This is a genomic window from Paraflavitalea sp., assembly GCF_059502485.1.
The window spans coordinates 2,642,678-2,657,766 of record NZ_JCACET010000010.1 but is presented as its reverse complement, the minus strand read 5'-3'; the positions used below and the strand labels follow the sequence as shown (position 1 = coordinate 2,657,766).

The window sequence follows — 15,089 nt, the reverse complement described above, 5'->3', positions numbered from 1 at the left end:
TTATTGTTTTAAGGTCGCAGTTTGCTTGAGTGTTTTTTCCAACTGTTGTTTGATCTGGCCAATGTCGTTGCTGTTGGCTATGATCTTTCCGTCGGGGCCTACCAGTATGTATTTTGGAATAGACCTGATATCGTACAGTACTGCTACAGCATTCTTCCAACCTTTGAGATCGGATGCCTGTATCCAGGGTAAGTTATGTTTTTTAATAGCTTCTATCCATTTGTTCTTGTCATCATCGAGTGATACTCCTACTATGTCAAAGTTTTCTTTTTGGTATTTATTGTACAGTTCTTTTACATCTGGCAGGTTTTGTATGCAGGGGACGCACCAGGATGCCCAGAAATCGAGGAGCACGTATTTGCCTTTATAATCTGTGAGGGCGAGTGGTTTGTTTTGGTCGGTTGGCAGTGTTGTCCATTGGGCAGGCTGGCCAACCGCAGTGGCTTTCGCCTGTTGTATCCTTTTCAGCAGGGCGAGTGCTTCAGGTTGTTGCTGCAGGTTGGGAGAAAGTCCTCTGAGCAAGTTGTTCAAACTGTCTGGGTATTTCATGGCGCCGCCGGCAATGGAATAGCTCAATTGGTAGAGTGAAAGGTAGTTGTCCGGATTCTCTTTGATGTATTGTACGGTTACCTGTTTTTCCTGCCCGTAGAGTGCTATTAATTCATCGTTCATTTTTTGTTTGCCTGCTGCATCTGCTTTTGCCATGGCTGTATCCATTTTCTGGTACTGCTTTATGATAATGGCGTTGATGGGTTTTTGTTTCTTTTTTAGTTGTCTATTTTGTTCCTGTACCGGGGCATTGGTAAAGGTGCAACTATCGATCGCGTTTTTGGCCGAAGAATATATAGTGATGGCGATGTCGCGGTTTTCGAGTAGAAACTGATACATGCCGAATTTGGGCCTTTTTGTGTAGAGGGTGGTGAGTATAGCGGTTTGTGGTAGCCGGCCGGTAAAAATGAAGTGTCCCTGGGTGATGCGTGCCGAGTCTCTCCATTCGTATTTGGCGTCGGAATAGTCTGTGGTGCTGATGTAGATCATGGTGCCTTCCAGGGAATCGGGGGCTATGCCTGTGAGTCGAAATCCTTCCTGGGCGTTGGCGTTAAGGCTGACAATGATTAATAGTATTGTTGTAAAGTGTTTGAGGAATGACATGGGTAATGATTTGCTGCTAATTTCTATATGCTTGCAGGCAATCATTGGCATTACTGAGAATATGGTAGGTGCAGCTGTGAATCTGTTGTATGGATCATGCTTCGGATAACCGGAAGTCGATCACTTTGAGTTGCAGGTGTTTTTCATCGTTCCATACGTTTTCATCAAGGGTGAAAACGATGTCGATGGGTTTTTGTTCCAGCAGGAGGTGGAACTTGCGGGCCATGTTGAACCCGATGCCGTTGAAGAGTATGTTTTCCTGGCGCAGGGAGAATTTGATGTGGTTGTCTTTGACTACTCTTGAATAGCCGCTGTTCATCACGTTTTTGGTTACCCATACCGGCTTCATGTTGTCAGGGCCGAAGGGTTCCATTTGGTGTATGATGTTGTAGAAAGCGGGCTTCAGGTCTTTGAATGGTATTTCTCCATCGATGATGATCTCGGGAATGAGCAGATCGGGGGTGATCGTTGCGGCCACTACTTCTTCGAAGCGGGCGCGGAAAGCATCTACATTGCCTGGTTCCAATGTCATGCCGGCTGCATAGAAGTGACCGCCGTAACCTAATAGCAGGTCTTTGCATTGGTGGATGGCTTCATATACATTGAAGCCGGCCACGCTGCGGGCTGAGCCTGCCACATACTCACCCGATTGGGTCAGTACTATCGTAGGGCGGTAAAAATGGTCGATGAGGCGTGATGCCACAATGCCTACTACTCCTTTGTGCCAATGGGGCTGGTAGATGACTGTAGATTTGCGCTCCAGGAATTCACTGTTGCCTTCGATCAGGGCCAGTGCTTCGTCAGTAATATTTTTATCGGCTTCTTTCCGGGTGGTATTGTCTGAATGGAGCAGCTTGGCGTACTCAAATGCTTCTTCGAGGGTTGGCGCGATGAACATCTGCACTGCTTTGCGTGCATCATCCATGCGTCCGGCGGCATTGACACGGGGGGCTATCATGAAGATGAGGCTGTTGATGAACAGGGCCGTCTTCAGTTCGCTGAGTTGCTTGAGGGCGTCGATACCGTGATTGGGGTCTTCGTTGGCTTTTTTTAATCCATAGTAGGCCAGTATCCGGTTCTCTCCTGTTATGGGTACGATATCGGCGGCGATGGCTGTGGCTACCAGATCGAGGTATTCTTCTGCTGCCGTTTGCGGCAGGCCCAGGCGACGGGTAAGGGCGGTGATGAGCTTAAAGCCTACTCCGCAGCCACACAATTCTTTATATGGATAGTTGCAATCGGGTTGTTTGGGGTTGAGGATCGCTACTGCCGGTGGCAGTATGGCATCAGGCGTGTGGTGATCGCACACCACAAAATCAATTCCTTTTGCTTTTGCGTAGCTGATGAGGTCGACTGACTTGATGCCACAGTCTAATGATATAATGAGTGTAAATCCGTTTTCAACGGCGAAATCGATGCCTTGTTGTGAAATGCCGTAGCCCTCGCGGTAGCGATGGGGGATGTAAAAGTCGAGTTTTCCGGGCTGGTAATGCTTTGTCAGGAAACTGAACATGCAGGAGACGGAGGTGATGCCGTCTACGTCATAATCTCCAAAGACCAGTATTTTTTCCTGTTTGTCGAAGGCTGTGAGGATGCGGACTACTGCGGCTTCCATGTCTTTCATCAGCCAGGGATCGTGGAGATCGGACAGCTGGGGACGGAAGTATTGTTTAGCCGTGGCATAATCGGCAATGTTGCGTTGTATCAACACTTTGCACAGGGCCGGATGTATTTTAAGGGATTCGTACAGCTCTTTTACCCTGTCTTCATCTGCCGCCAGTATGTTCCATCGTTTCTGCATGATAACAGGCTTATGAGCACATTTTACAGGTTAAAACTTTCTGTCTGTCGTAAACCGAACCAGTTCTTCGAGTCCCTGCTGCACTTCGGGGTTATTAAATTCCTGTAATATACTCAATGCCTCGTCACGATAGGCAAACATCTTTTGCTCGGTATATTCTATGCCTCCTGTGCGCTTCACAGTGTCGATAACTTCCTGTACCTTTTCTGCATCCTTATTGTGGTTTTTTATAATGTAAATAAGTCTGCGACGGGTAGTGGCATCAGAATTGTTAAGCGTATATATTAATGGTAGGGTGAGTTTCTTTTCTTTGATGTCGTTGCCGGTAGGTTTCCCGATGGAGTCGTTACCGTAGTCGAACAAATCGTCCTTGATCTGGAAGGCTATCCCCACTTTTTCGCCAAAGCGGCGCATTTTTTCAGTGGTGTTCTCATTTTGGGTGACCGACCAGGCGCCTGCAGCACAGGCTGAGGCGAGTAGTGAGGCTGTTTTACCGGTGATGATCTCAAAGTAAACGTCTTCTTTGAGGTTGAGTGTACGGGATTTTTCCAATTGCAGCAGTTCTCCTTCACTCATGCGTCGTATAGCATCGGACAGGATCTGTAAGATCCTGAAGTCATCATGGTTGAGTGAGAGGAGCATGCCTTTGGCGAGGAGGTAATCGCCTACGAGTACAGAGATCTTTGTTTTCCAGAGCGCATAGGTTGAGAAAAAGCCGCGACGTTCGAGTGATTCGTCTACCACGTCATCGTGTACGAGTGTAGCAGTGTGTAATAATTCAACCAGTGAAGCAGCTCTGTAGGAGGATGCAGTAACAGGCCCGCATAGCTTGGCTGCGAGCAGCACGAACATGGGTCTCAGTTGTTTTCCTTTACGGTTTACAATAAACCGCATAATACGGTCCAGTAAAGGCGTTTGGCTTTTAACTGCTTCGCGGAATTGTTTCTCAAATTCGACCAGTTCGTCGCGTAATATAGCCTGTGATAATTTCATTTATTCCAAAAAGGAACGGCAAATTACTATTTTACTTTTGTAAGTAGGGCAGTAATTTGAGTATACATATAGGAGTCTTATTGAATGATTGACAGCAAGATAAAACGTGCAACGTTGGCTAAAAAAATTTGGTATTTAGTTTTCAATTAATATTTTTGTGACTAATTTGGACATTGGTTTTCTTAATCCTTCACATAAACTTTAGTTATGGCAAGCAAAAAGTACACAGGTCTGTTTGGCTTACTATGCCTGCTCGCGTCTGGCTCGTTTGCTCAAATAGGCGGCAGCTACGATGTACAGGATTCCTCTGTAATACCATCAAAAAGATTACCTCAGCACAGTGAATTTATGGCGAACAATTATCCCTTTCCTGCTCAACCCAGGAGCAAATGGGAAATTGGTGTTAAAGGCGGCATTGGAACCGTAATCGGCGACGTTCGTTCCCGTTTAGGTTTTGGCGCAGGTTTACATGTTCGTAAAGCATTGGGTTATGTGTTCTCTTTACGTGGTGAATTGAACTATCTGAATACAAAGGGTCTTAATTTCCAGCCTTCCAGCAATTATGCAAAGAACTCTGCCTGGGATGCTTATTCCGGTCAAAATGTGTTCTACAATTACAAGACAAACATCTATGATGCGGCATTGCAAGGTGTATTCACTTTGAACAATGTTCGTTTCCACCGTGCTAAAACCGGCTTCAACCTGTATGGATTTGTCGGTATAGGCGGTACTATTTATGATGTTAAGGTAGACGCCCTGAACGCCAGTGGTGCTCCTTACGACTTTAGCTCAGTAGTGGCTCAGTATGGCCCTGCCGGCTATCAGTACAAAGACCGCAAAGACATTCGTAAAGACCTGAAGGATAACATCCTGGATGGTAAATACGAAACAGAAGGCGAAGAGGATCCCAGCCATGCAAAACTGTTTGGCGAGCCTTTCCGTCCTAACGTGAACTTTGGTCTTGGTATAGCGTTCAAACTCAACAAGACTTTGAGCCTTGCTATCGAAGACAAAGTTACACTGCCCAAAACCGATCTTTTGGATGGTAACCAATGGCAAGAGAACGGTACCGCTGCTATTGCGCAAACACGCGATCAGGATCTGTACAATTTCTTCTCAGTTGGTCTGAACTTCGCTATCGGTGGCAGCAAGTCTGTTGAACCACTGTGGTGGCTGAATCCTTTGGATTATGCTTACAACGAGATCAACAAGCCCCGTCACATGAAACTGCCTAAGCCAGTATTGGATGACGCAGACGGTGATGGTGTTACTGATCAATTTGATACTGAACCCAATACACCAGCCGGTGCACCAGTTGATTCTCATGGTGTTAGCCGCGATACTGATGGTGATGGCGTTCCTGATTACAAGGATAAAGAACTTATCACACCTACTCAGTGCCAACCTGTTGATGCTGATGGTGTTGGTAAATGTCCTCCTCCTGCATGCTGCGATTCTCTGTCTAACCTGATGAAGAATATGGTTCTTAAGCCAGCTTGCAATGTAGGCAGCCTGCCAAGCGTAACTTTCAAGGGTAAATCTGTGACGCTGAGCAATGACTCTAAGGCATTACTGGCCAGCGCAGCTCAGCAGATCCGCAACAACCCTGATTGTAAGATCGCTGTAGTTGGTTACTGCTCTACTAACAAGTCTGAACAGCAATTAAGCTGGGACCGTGTTAATGCAGTTATCACTTACCTGGTTGAAAAAGAGGGTATTAGCTCTGATCGCTTCATCTTCAAATACGGCGAAACCGGTGGTGAGTGCACTACTGTTGATCTCCGTGATGGAACTGGTGAAGAAGGTCCGAACACCGTACCTGCTCCGCATCCGAACTTACGTCGCAGAGGATAATACTTTTGCTGTCAACTTTATATATAATAACCCCTCCTTGTACAAGGAGGGGTTTTATATTTATCTTAACGACTTGTTTAGGCCCTTTTTACAATCCTTTCCTATTTTGCAGGTAATACCTTAACTTTGCCCACCTTTATGAAGTCAGCACTGATAGTTGTATTTTTAGCCCTGGGAGTCGTATCCTGTTCCAAGTTTGCCAAAGTGCAGAAGAGTAACGATTACGATTACAAGCTGAGAATGGCCGAGAAGTATTATGTGGCAAAAAAATACAATTATGCCAAGCAGTTGTATGAGGAGCTGTTCCCGCTGCTGAAAGGGCAACCTCAGTTTGAAGATCTTTTCTATAAGTTCGCTTATTGTAATTATTATCTCCGGAACTACATGGAGGCTGAGAACCTGTTCAAGCAGTTTGTAGAGGTTTTCCCAAACAGTCCCCGTGCAGAAGAGATGGAGTATATGCGGGCCTATACTTATTATCGACAGTCGCCCAAAACGCCGCTGGACCAAACGAATACGGAGAAGACGATCGGTTTGATGCAAACGTTTATCAATACGCATCCGGGATCGGCCAGGATAAAGGAAGCTACCGAGATCATTGATAAATGTCGTTTGAAACTGGAGGAGAAAGCGCATTTAAGTGCTGAACTGTATTATAATATGGGCAAGTACCGGGCTGCAGCGATAGCTTATACGAGCCTGATGAATGATTTCCCGGATTCACAGAAGAGTGATGAGTATAAGTTCCAGATCATTAAGTCTTATTACCTGTTTGCATCGAACAGTGTGGATGAGAAAAAGCCTGCACGTTTTGAACAGGTGGTAACTGAGTGTAATGACTTTGTGGACCGTTTTCCAGAGAGTAAGCTGACCAAGGAAGTGGAGCGTTATTCCACTTTATCCCGAAACAATATTAAAGAAATCAGTAAAGTCATCAATAATGAGCAAGTTAAGACGTCAAATTAGTGCTAACACCGCTAACACGGCTGAAACAAAGGATCTGAATGTGATCAAGGGTAAGACTGGTAATGTGTATGAATCCATTGCCATCATTGCCAAGCGCGCTAATCAGATCAATATCACCTTGAAAGAGGAGTTGCACAACAAGCTGGAAGAATTCGCCAGCCATACTGATAGCCTCGAAGAGATCCATGAGAACAAGGAGCAGATTGAAATTTCAAGGGCTTATGAGCGTATGCCTAACCCTTCTCTGCTGGCTACTCAGGAGTTCCTCGACGATAAGATCTATTATCGTAAGAACGAAGACGACCTGTTCAGCTAATTTGAGCTGTTCATGATATAGTTAAGCGATAGGAAGCCCCTGTCGCTTTTTGTTTTGAACAAGAAATTTATCCATCATGTTCCAGGACAAAAAGATCTTGCTCGCCATCACGGGAAGTATTGCTGCCTATAAGTCGATCCTGCTTACCAGGTTATTGGTAAAAGCAGGCGCGGAGGTAAAAATAGTAATGACTCCGGCAGCCCGTGATTTCGTTTCTCCCCTGACGCTTTCGACGCTTTCAAAGAATCCTGTAGTTATAGATCTGGCCAGTAATGAATCCTGGTCGAACCATGTGCAGCTGGGCCGCTGGGCCGATGTGATGGTGGTTGCTCCGTTGAGTTGCAACACGCTGGCCAAGATGGCGCATGGGTTGTGTGATAATATGCTGCTGGCTACTTATTTATCGGCTACGTGTCCGGTGGTAGTGGCGCCGGCTATGGATGAAGATATGTGGCATCATCCTACTACCAAGGCTAATTTGCAAAAGCTGGAATCCTTTGGCAACAAGGTCATTCCTGTAGGAAGGGGTGAACTGGCGAGTGGCTTGTATGGTGATGGCCGTATGGCTGAGCCGGAAGCTATTATGCAGTTTATCCAGGACCAGTTTTTTCAACAGCAGGACCTGGCGGGTAAAAAAGCGCTCGTAACAGCCGGGCCTACTTATGAGCCTATCGACCCTGTGCGGTTTATCGGTAATCATTCGTCGGGCAAGATGGGGTTGGCCATTGCCGAGGAGCTGGCCAAAAGGGGCGCTCAGGTACACCTGGTATTGGGGCCTTCTTCACTACACTCGGACCTGGCGGGTATCAAAATTCACCGGGTGCAAACGGCTGAGCAGATGTATGAGGCGTGTGTGCGTGAGTTTGTGAATACTGATATTGCTGTTATGTCGGCTGCTGTAGCGGATTATACGCCTACTGTCACCAATCCTGAAAAGATCAAGAAGGCTTCGGGTTCTCTCACGGTGGAGCTTACCAAGACCCGTGATATTCTGAAATCGCTGGGTCAGGAGAAGCGCAAGGGCCAGTTACTGGTGGGGTTTGCGTTGGAAACCAATAATGAAAGGGCCTATGCGCAGGAAAAGCTAACGGGCAAGAATGCGGATATGATTGTGCTGAACTCGCTGAATGATGAGGGGGCGGGCTTTGGCCATGATACCAATAAGATCACTATTTTTGAAAGGAGTGGTCAGGAAATAGCCTACGAGCGAAAACCTAAACAACAAGTGGCTCATGATATCGTTGATAGAATTGTAAATATGTTGTATGCGCAATAAGCTTTTTTTACTGGTTGTAATGTGTGGTGGCCTGCTGGTGCAGGGTACTGCACAGGAATTGCAGGCTCGTATTAGTATTAATTCCGGCCGTGTCAGTTCCCAAACTGATAAGAAGATCTTCCAGACCTTGCAAAACTCACTGAATACGTTCCTGAATAACCGCAAGTGGACGAATGAGACTTTTCAGACGAATGAAAAGATCGTTTGTCATTTCCTGATCAATATCAGCGAAGCGGTTGGGGGTAATGTGTACCGGGCAGCACTGACCGTGCAGGCGGCAAGGCCGGTGTTCAATTCGAGTTATGAAACGCCGCTGATCAATTTCCAGGACGAGTCTTTTGCTTTTAAATATGTAGAGTTCCAGCCTGTTGAGTTTAATGAAAACCGGGTATCGGGTTCTGATCCGCTGGTATCTAATCTCACTGCTACGCTCGCTTACTATGTATATGTAATTCTGGGCCTTGATTTCGATTCTTTCGCTTTGCGTGGTGGCGACCCTTACTTTCAAAGGGCTCAGGCGATCGTTAACAATGCGCCAGAGAACAGGGATATTTCGGGCTGGAAGGCTTTTGATGGTTTACGTAATCGTTACTGGCTCCTTGAGAATCTTACTAATAACCGGTATACGCTGATCCACGATGCTATTTATAATTATTACCGGCTGGGCCTGGATGTGATGTATGAAAATGAAGCAAATGGCCGGAATGCGATATTGAATACGCTGAATATCATCAATACGCTGAATACAGATATTCCTAATACGATGATCGTTCCTTTCTTTTTCCAGGGTAAGGCGAATGAATTGTCAAGGATCTTCAAGAAGGGTTCTCCAGAAGAAAAACAAAAAGCCCGGGAGATCCTGATGAAGGTAGATATTACGAATGCGAATACTTACAAACAGGAGTTGAAATGAGTGGTAGAAAACAGTCTACGGTTTTTGTGCTTTCGGTCTTTCTGACTTTCGGTCTTTTAGTTGCTTGTATGAATAAGGGCAAGATCCCTTCCGATGTGTTGCAGCGTGACCAGATGGAGAAGGTGATGTGGGATATGATCCAGGCCGACCGTTTTTCTTCTCAGTTCATGGAGCGTGATTCTAATCTTCAGAAGAATATTAAGATTGAAAACCTAAAGCAGTATGAACGGGTATTCCAAATTCATAAGATCACTAAGGAAGAGTTTGTTCGCAGTTTCAGGTTTTATCTAAGTCACCCCGAGATCAACCAGGTTCTTTTCGACACGATGTCTGCCCGTGCCAACCGCCGGCGGAATGAAGTGTATACGGGTAAAACAGACACGGCCAAGTAAGTGCTGTTTGTGCCGCCGCCTTCTTACATGACGAATTAAGACTTTATGAATAAAGTTGTTGCTAACGCTGATGCTGCCATCCAGGATATTCCCAATAGCGCCACCATTATGTTGGGTGGTTTTGGTCTATGCGGAATTCCTGAGAATTGTATTGCTGCGCTTGTCCGCAAAGGGATCAATGATCTTACGTGTATTTCCAATAATGCCGGCGTGGATGATTTTGGGCTGGGCATGTTGTTGAAGACGCGGCAGATCAGGAAGATGATGAGTTCTTATGTGGGCGAGAACGCAGAGTTTGAACGTCAATTGCTAAGTGGTGAGCTGGAAGTAGACCTGATCCCCCAGGGTACTTTGGCTACGCGTATTCAAATGGCCGGTATGGGTATCCCCGCTTTTTTTACTCCGGCCGGTTATGGTACCGAGATCGCTGCCGGTAAAGAGGTGCGCGAGTTCAACGGCAAGATGTACCTGATGGAGCATGCCCTGCATGCCGATTTTGCTATTGTGAAAGCCTGGAAGGGCGATCGCTATGGTAACCTGTTGTTCCGCAAAACCACCCGCAACTTCTCCACGTCTATGGCTAAGGCTGGTACCATCACCATCGCAGAGGTGGAACATTTGGTGGAACCCGGCGAGCTCGAACCTGATCAAGTCCATGTGGCCGGTATTTATGTTCACCGCATTTTTGAAGGCAAGGATTATGAGAAGCGCATCGAGCGGAGAACGGTGAAGATTAGTTGATAGGTTTATAGGTTGACAAGTTGAGAGGGGAGTTGAAAGGTTAAAAAGTTGAGAGGTTGATAAGGGAATACAGGTTTTACTTTTAAATAGAATCTTATGGCTTTAGATAAATTCGGTATTGCCAAACGTATTGCGCAGGAATTACGCGACGGGATGTATGTAAATCTCGGTATTGGTATTCCTACGTTGGTGTCCAATTATGTTCCTGCCGGTATTTCTATTATGCTGCAATCTGAAAATGGCATGCTCGGCATGGGGCCTTATCCCGTAGCTGAAGAGATCGATGCAGATCTTATCAATGCCGGTAAGGAAACGGTGACTGTTTTGCCGGGCGGTGTTTTCTTCGATAGTGCTGAAAGCTTTGGTATGATCCGCGCCGGTAAGGTTGATCTCACTGTGTTGGGTGCTATGGAAGTGTCTGAGGAGGGGGATATTGCGAACTGGAAGATACCAGGTAAGATGGTAAAGGGGATGGGTGGTGCGATGGATCTCGTGGCCAGTGCCAAGAATATCATTGTAGCCATGATGCATACTAATCCTAAGGGAGAGTCGAAAGTGTTGCCTGCCTGTACTTTGCCGTTGACAGGGGTTCGTTGTGTAAAGCGTATCGTATCGGACCTGGCTGTGATGGACGTATTGCCGCAAGGCGGTTTTAAGCTGATAGAGCGTGCGCCGGGTGTATCTGTCGAGGAAATCCGTTCCAAAACGCTGGGCAAATTGCTTATCGAGGATGATATTCCTGAAATGAAAATATAGGTTTAGCCAATCATTTTGTCTGTCTGCTCTTTCTTTGGCTGGGCAATGTAGGCTGCTATTATAAAGAAGATCATGCGTATATCGTTGATCACTGATAGCAGGATCATCTTCTCCTGCTGCAGCGCCTGTGTTCCTTTTCCTACAAATCCTGTAAGTATAAACATGCTGAAGTAGCAGATGCTGCCTCCTGCCACCCAGAAAAGGGGTGACTGGAAAATGAATACTTGTTTTTCTCTTATCAGTTGTAGTAATGCTATTACTGCTGTCAATAAAAGGAGAAAGGCAGCGATCATGTTCAGTACAAAGGAGTGGGCTTCTGTGCCGCGTAGCACATAGGTAGTAATGGCTATGGATGCAAAGGCAATGAGTATCGTGTGCATCACTTCTTTAACCCAGCCCTTGTCTATTACCATTTTGAACAGGTATAACAGTAAGGCAAATTCGCCGAGGCCAAAGATGCTGTTGATGAAGGTGGTGTTTACCGGCACCAGTTTGGGAACATATACCATCAGGTGCTGCATAAAGGAAAGCAGGCAGATGGCGCCCAGGAAGATCATAATATCTTGCTGCCAGGTGCGCCGGATGAAGATGATCAAAATAGGAATGACAGGCAACAGAATTGCCACTAAGGAAAGTATTTCTGGTATGCTAACACCGGTTTTTACCATCGTAATTGGTTCGGAAACCGGTTTTCCATAGAAGAAACTTTCTCCCGGTCTACTCCCGATAGTTCTGACTGGTAGGGGAAGGGGGTAAAAGTACTGGTTATGTTATTGAGATCTCATAGCTGCATATTCCAAGTGGGCCAACGATCAGTAGCCTGGGATATGTCAACAGCGGGGGCCAAAATTAGTCAATTAAGTTGTTTTTCACTGCAAAGAAAACAAGTCCTGCGGTGTTTTTTGCTCCGAACCGTTCCATCAGGCGGTCTTTGATGGCCTCAACGGTGCGGGGGCTCACTTCCAGTTTCTGGGCAATTTCATGGGCGGTGAACTCCATGCAGATGTATTTGATCACGTCGCGCTCGCGGTCGCTCAGGGTGATCTCGCTGGTTAGCGTAGGCACCACTTTCTGGCGGGCGTGTGATTTTTTCAGTAATATCCTGTTAACGAAGTTGTTGAGGTAGTATCCTTTGCTCATCACTTCCATGATGGCTTTTTTGATCTCTGCAGGGTCGGCGCTTTTGAGGAGGTAGCCGTTGGCGCCAATTTCCATCATGTGGCTCACGAATCGCTCGTCTTCATACATCGTCAATGCGATGACATGTATCTGGGGGTATTGTTTAGCTACTACTTTGGTTGTTTCAATACCATCTTTCTGGGGCATGCGAAGGTCCATCAGGATCACATCGGGCTGTTCCGGTGCTGAAGGGAGGGTGTCTAATAATTCCTGACCATTCTCTGCTTCAAAAACGAACTTGATATTGGTATATGGACGTAATGATAGTATAACCCCCTTCCGGAATATTTTGTGATCATCAGCGATAGCAACTTTAATGGGTCCCATTGTTTTTATGATATTGGCAACTACAATTTACTGAAAATCTTCCGTTATCTCTATTCCCACTGCTCTCTAAATCTATAAGATGGTGTTGATTTTCAATGTCTCACTTACTGATAACGGAACACAAATGTACTCAGATTTACTGGCTTCAATTACCGATTATTATATTCTTTAAGTAAAGTTACCTACTCGGCTGCAGGTTCCTCTTCCAGCTTCGGAATTTCTATCGTCACCTTATAATAGGTTTGTGACATATCTTTTTCAAAAAAGATACGTCCCTGCAGTAATTTAAGCCGGCTTTGAATATTCTTCAATCCCAGTCCCACATTGCTTTTATTGAGTTTCTCAAAGTCGTTTTGTGTGATGCCCCGGCCATCATGGTGCAGGCGAATGTATAGTTTATTGCCTCCCAGGTTTTGGGTGAGGTGTATAAAGCTGGCATTACTGTGTTTCAGGATATTATTTACCAGCTCCTGTATAACGCGGAAGATGATGAGCTCCTGGTCGGGATGGAGGCGTTCGCGGTAATCGTGGAAGCGGCAGCTGGCATTCATGCTGCCGGAGCCGCTGATCTTTTGGAAGAGGTCATTGACAGCCGATTCGAGCCCGAAGTTTTTTAAGGTAGGGGGCATCAGGCTGTGGGAGATATTACGGATCAGTTGTATCGTATCGTCGATAATCTGTTTGGCGTTGTAAATGCTCTGCAGTTGGGTCGTCTTGTCCAGGTTTACCAGGTTTTCGTTGAGGTAAAGACGGGCAGTAGCGAGGAGGGGGCCGGCATCGTCATGGAGGTCGGCGGCAATGCGCTGGCGTTCTTCTTCCTGCAGGCGGATGGAGGCGTTGAGCAGCATTTTTTGCTGTTCCTGCTCCAGGCGCTGGAGGCGCATCTGGTACCTGATCACTTTTCGCTGGTGGAAGATGATGAACACAATAAGCCCGATGGTAAGCGCCAACATGCCTACTGTACCGAAAAATAGTACCAGGGAGACAGGACTTTCAGGGTTATTGAGTTGCAGCAACAGCATGGTGTGCCTTGTGGCAGGGTTGGGTTTTATGGGTTAGTGGGCCGGTTCTTCATAGTCAAATATTCTGTCATCATAAGATTGTTCGCTCAAAGGGCGTGGCTTATGGTTAGGAATAATGAACGCAACAGTTAATAAAATATGTTTAATTAAGTTAGAAATCGAGTTGATGAACCAGTAGGAGCGTCTTTCTTCCTGTGAAACGAACTCGGCGGAAACGAACAGGAAGAAGGTTGCCGACATGTAAACGAGTATTGCTACGATGATCCAAAAGGTTTTGGAAGAATAGATGAATGATACTTCCATATCCCTGATCTGTTCGAAGAAAAAGCAAACAGAGAAAATAATGATGAGAATCGATTCCAGGGAAGCCGGAATGGCGTCAAAATAATTGGATTCGTTCTTATTGAGGATATAATAGGACACTACTATGTAAAAGAGCGGAATTGTCCCCAGGATAATCTTCTTTATTCTTGCTGATTTGAAATTAAGATAAAGGAAGATGGAAAACACCGTGTATTCTACTACCGTAAAAAAACTAAATAAATAGAATTTTACTTGTGAGTCTTTGGGTAAAGAAACGTTTGTATTATCGACAATAAAAGACAATAAGACATACACAAAAATTACCCATAGTTTTTTCTCATTATTTCTTTTAAAGAAGACAAGAAAAAAAACTATGGGTAAGATTCCCGAAAAGCCACTTAATATTTTAAGTAACAATGCCTTTTAAAGTTTCTCAAATATAAACGGCATTTGCTTAATAGTCAAGTAATCAGGAAAAAAGACTTTTTTACCAGCCGAAGATCCATTTCCACCAAGATTCGCCGTCGCCGTCAGTTCTGTCGCCAACGATACCACCTTCGTTCGTAATATTACCTTCGTTATTTACGGCTGTGTATTCGAAAATGTTCTTGCCGTCTTTGTCGATACCTACGTAAACCAGGGTCTTTTTACCGTACTCGTTGATTGCATTGTAGAAGTGAATGCCTTCACAGCCGGGTTGAGCCAGGATCTTTTCGATAATGTTCTTGCCAATTACGTAAGAGAGGGTCTCATTTGGATTGGCATTCCGGTAGTTAGAGATAAATTCAGTTCCCAGTTGATAGCCAACTTCCTCACCGATTTCAGCCATAGGACGCTTGGTGATGAGTTCATTTTGCATCATAGTAGTAAGTTTTTAGAGGTTTAGAATAGTAGTTTGGAGCACCAAAAAACCTCCAAAAAAAAAAGGTGGACAACGGGTAGCATGGATGGTTAAAATGGATTAAATTGCCTGCAATTCAATGCTGTAGTGGATTTGCGAGGATTCGGGTAGTAAGTGTACGAGACAAAAACGAGTAAAATCGCGAGAATAACACAGTATTTTTACTAACGTAGAATGCGCGCTTTGGGTAAGTAGAG

Annotated in this window: 16 protein-coding genes; 8 read left to right on the top strand and 8 right to left on the bottom strand. The window is 45.5% G+C overall.

Translation table 11 applies throughout. From position 1 onward, the window contains the following. The 3 genes from AC5JBY_RS27795 to AC5JBY_RS27785 form a co-directional block, all read right to left on the bottom strand. Nucleotides 1–1,152: a thioredoxin-like domain-containing protein gene (locus AC5JBY_RS27795; protein WP_495907945.1), complete on the bottom strand. Its 1,152-nt coding sequence runs from the start codon at nt 1,150–1,152 to the stop codon at nt 1–3. A gap of 94 nt (nt 1,153–1,246) precedes the next feature. Next, complete coding sequence (gene recJ, locus AC5JBY_RS27790; RefSeq protein ID WP_495907944.1) at nt 1,247–2,953, bottom strand: single-stranded-DNA-specific exonuclease RecJ; 1,707 nt, start codon at nt 2,951–2,953, stop codon at nt 1,247–1,249. Nucleotides 2,954–2,983: 30 nt separating this feature from the next. Beyond that, a complete protein-coding gene (locus AC5JBY_RS27785; protein ID WP_495907943.1) occupies nt 2,984–3,946 on the bottom strand; it encodes a polyprenyl synthetase family protein in 963 nt (320 codons plus the stop codon). Between the two features lie 207 nt (nt 3,947–4,153). Between AC5JBY_RS27785 and AC5JBY_RS27780 the strand changes: the two genes are divergently transcribed. From AC5JBY_RS27780 to AC5JBY_RS27745, 8 genes are all read left to right on the top strand, one after another. After that, a complete protein-coding gene (locus AC5JBY_RS27780; protein ID WP_495907942.1) occupies nt 4,154–5,800 on the top strand; it encodes an OmpA family protein in 1,647 nt (548 codons plus the stop codon). 138 nt (nt 5,801–5,938) lie between these two features. Further along, a complete protein-coding gene (locus AC5JBY_RS27775; protein WP_495907941.1) occupies nt 5,939–6,766 on the top strand; it encodes an outer membrane protein assembly factor BamD in 828 nt (275 codons plus the stop codon). Continuing rightward, nucleotides 6,741–7,082 (top strand): DNA-directed RNA polymerase subunit omega, encoded by a 342-nt coding sequence (locus tag AC5JBY_RS27770; protein ID WP_495907940.1) that lies wholly within the window; start codon nt 6,741–6,743, stop codon nt 7,080–7,082. Before AC5JBY_RS27775 ends, AC5JBY_RS27770 begins: the two co-directional genes overlap by 26 nt. 76 nt (nt 7,083–7,158) lie before the next feature. Next, on the top strand, nt 7,159–8,358 hold the full coding sequence (gene coaBC, locus AC5JBY_RS27765) for a bifunctional phosphopantothenoylcysteine decarboxylase/phosphopantothenate--cysteine ligase CoaBC (RefSeq protein WP_495907939.1): 1,200 nt from the start codon (nt 7,159–7,161) through the stop codon (nt 8,356–8,358). Continuing rightward, nucleotides 8,348–9,271, top strand: a complete 924-nt coding sequence (gene porD / locus AC5JBY_RS27760; protein ID WP_495907938.1) for a type IX secretion system protein PorD — start codon at nt 8,348–8,350, stop codon at nt 9,269–9,271. The genes coaBC and porD overlap by 11 nt, the downstream gene beginning before the upstream one ends. Nucleotides 9,272–9,339: 68 nt before the next feature. Next, nucleotides 9,340–9,663, top strand: coding sequence for a DUF4296 domain-containing protein (locus AC5JBY_RS27755; RefSeq protein ID WP_495907937.1), 324 nt, complete (start codon nt 9,340–9,342; stop codon nt 9,661–9,663). 45 nt (nt 9,664–9,708) lie between these two features. After that, nucleotides 9,709–10,404, top strand: a complete 696-nt coding sequence (locus tag AC5JBY_RS27750) for a CoA transferase subunit A (protein WP_495907936.1) — start codon at nt 9,709–9,711, stop codon at nt 10,402–10,404. 96 nt (nt 10,405–10,500) lie between these two features. Further along, complete coding sequence (locus tag AC5JBY_RS27745; protein ID WP_495907935.1) at nt 10,501–11,160, top strand: 3-oxoacid CoA-transferase subunit B; 660 nt, start codon at nt 10,501–10,503, stop codon at nt 11,158–11,160. A gap of 2 nt (nt 11,161–11,162) precedes the next feature. Here the strand turns inward: AC5JBY_RS27745 and AC5JBY_RS27740 are convergent, their stop codons facing one another. From AC5JBY_RS27740 to AC5JBY_RS27720, 5 genes are all read right to left on the bottom strand, one after another. Next, entirely contained in the window at nt 11,163–11,786 is a 624-nt protein-coding gene (locus AC5JBY_RS27740) for a hypothetical protein (protein WP_495907934.1), read from the bottom strand. 223 nt (nt 11,787–12,009) lie between these two features. Then, the gene (locus AC5JBY_RS27735) at nt 12,010–12,666 is read right to left on the bottom strand and encodes a response regulator (protein WP_495907933.1); all 657 of its coding nucleotides are present in this window, start codon (nt 12,664–12,666) and stop codon (nt 12,010–12,012) included. Nucleotides 12,667–12,848: 182 nt separating this feature from the next. Next, on the bottom strand, nt 12,849–13,688 hold the full coding sequence (locus AC5JBY_RS27730; protein ID WP_495907932.1) for a sensor histidine kinase: 840 nt from the start codon (nt 13,686–13,688) through the stop codon (nt 12,849–12,851). A 33-nt stretch (nt 13,689–13,721) separates the two neighbouring features. After that, complete coding sequence (locus tag AC5JBY_RS27725) at nt 13,722–14,306, bottom strand: hypothetical protein (RefSeq protein WP_495907931.1); 585 nt, start codon at nt 14,304–14,306, stop codon at nt 13,722–13,724. A 172-nt stretch (nt 14,307–14,478) separates the two neighbouring features. Then, a complete protein-coding gene (locus tag AC5JBY_RS27720) occupies nt 14,479–14,853 on the bottom strand; it encodes a hypothetical protein (RefSeq protein WP_495907930.1) in 375 nt (124 codons plus the stop codon). Nucleotides 14,854–15,089: the final 236 nt, after the last annotated feature.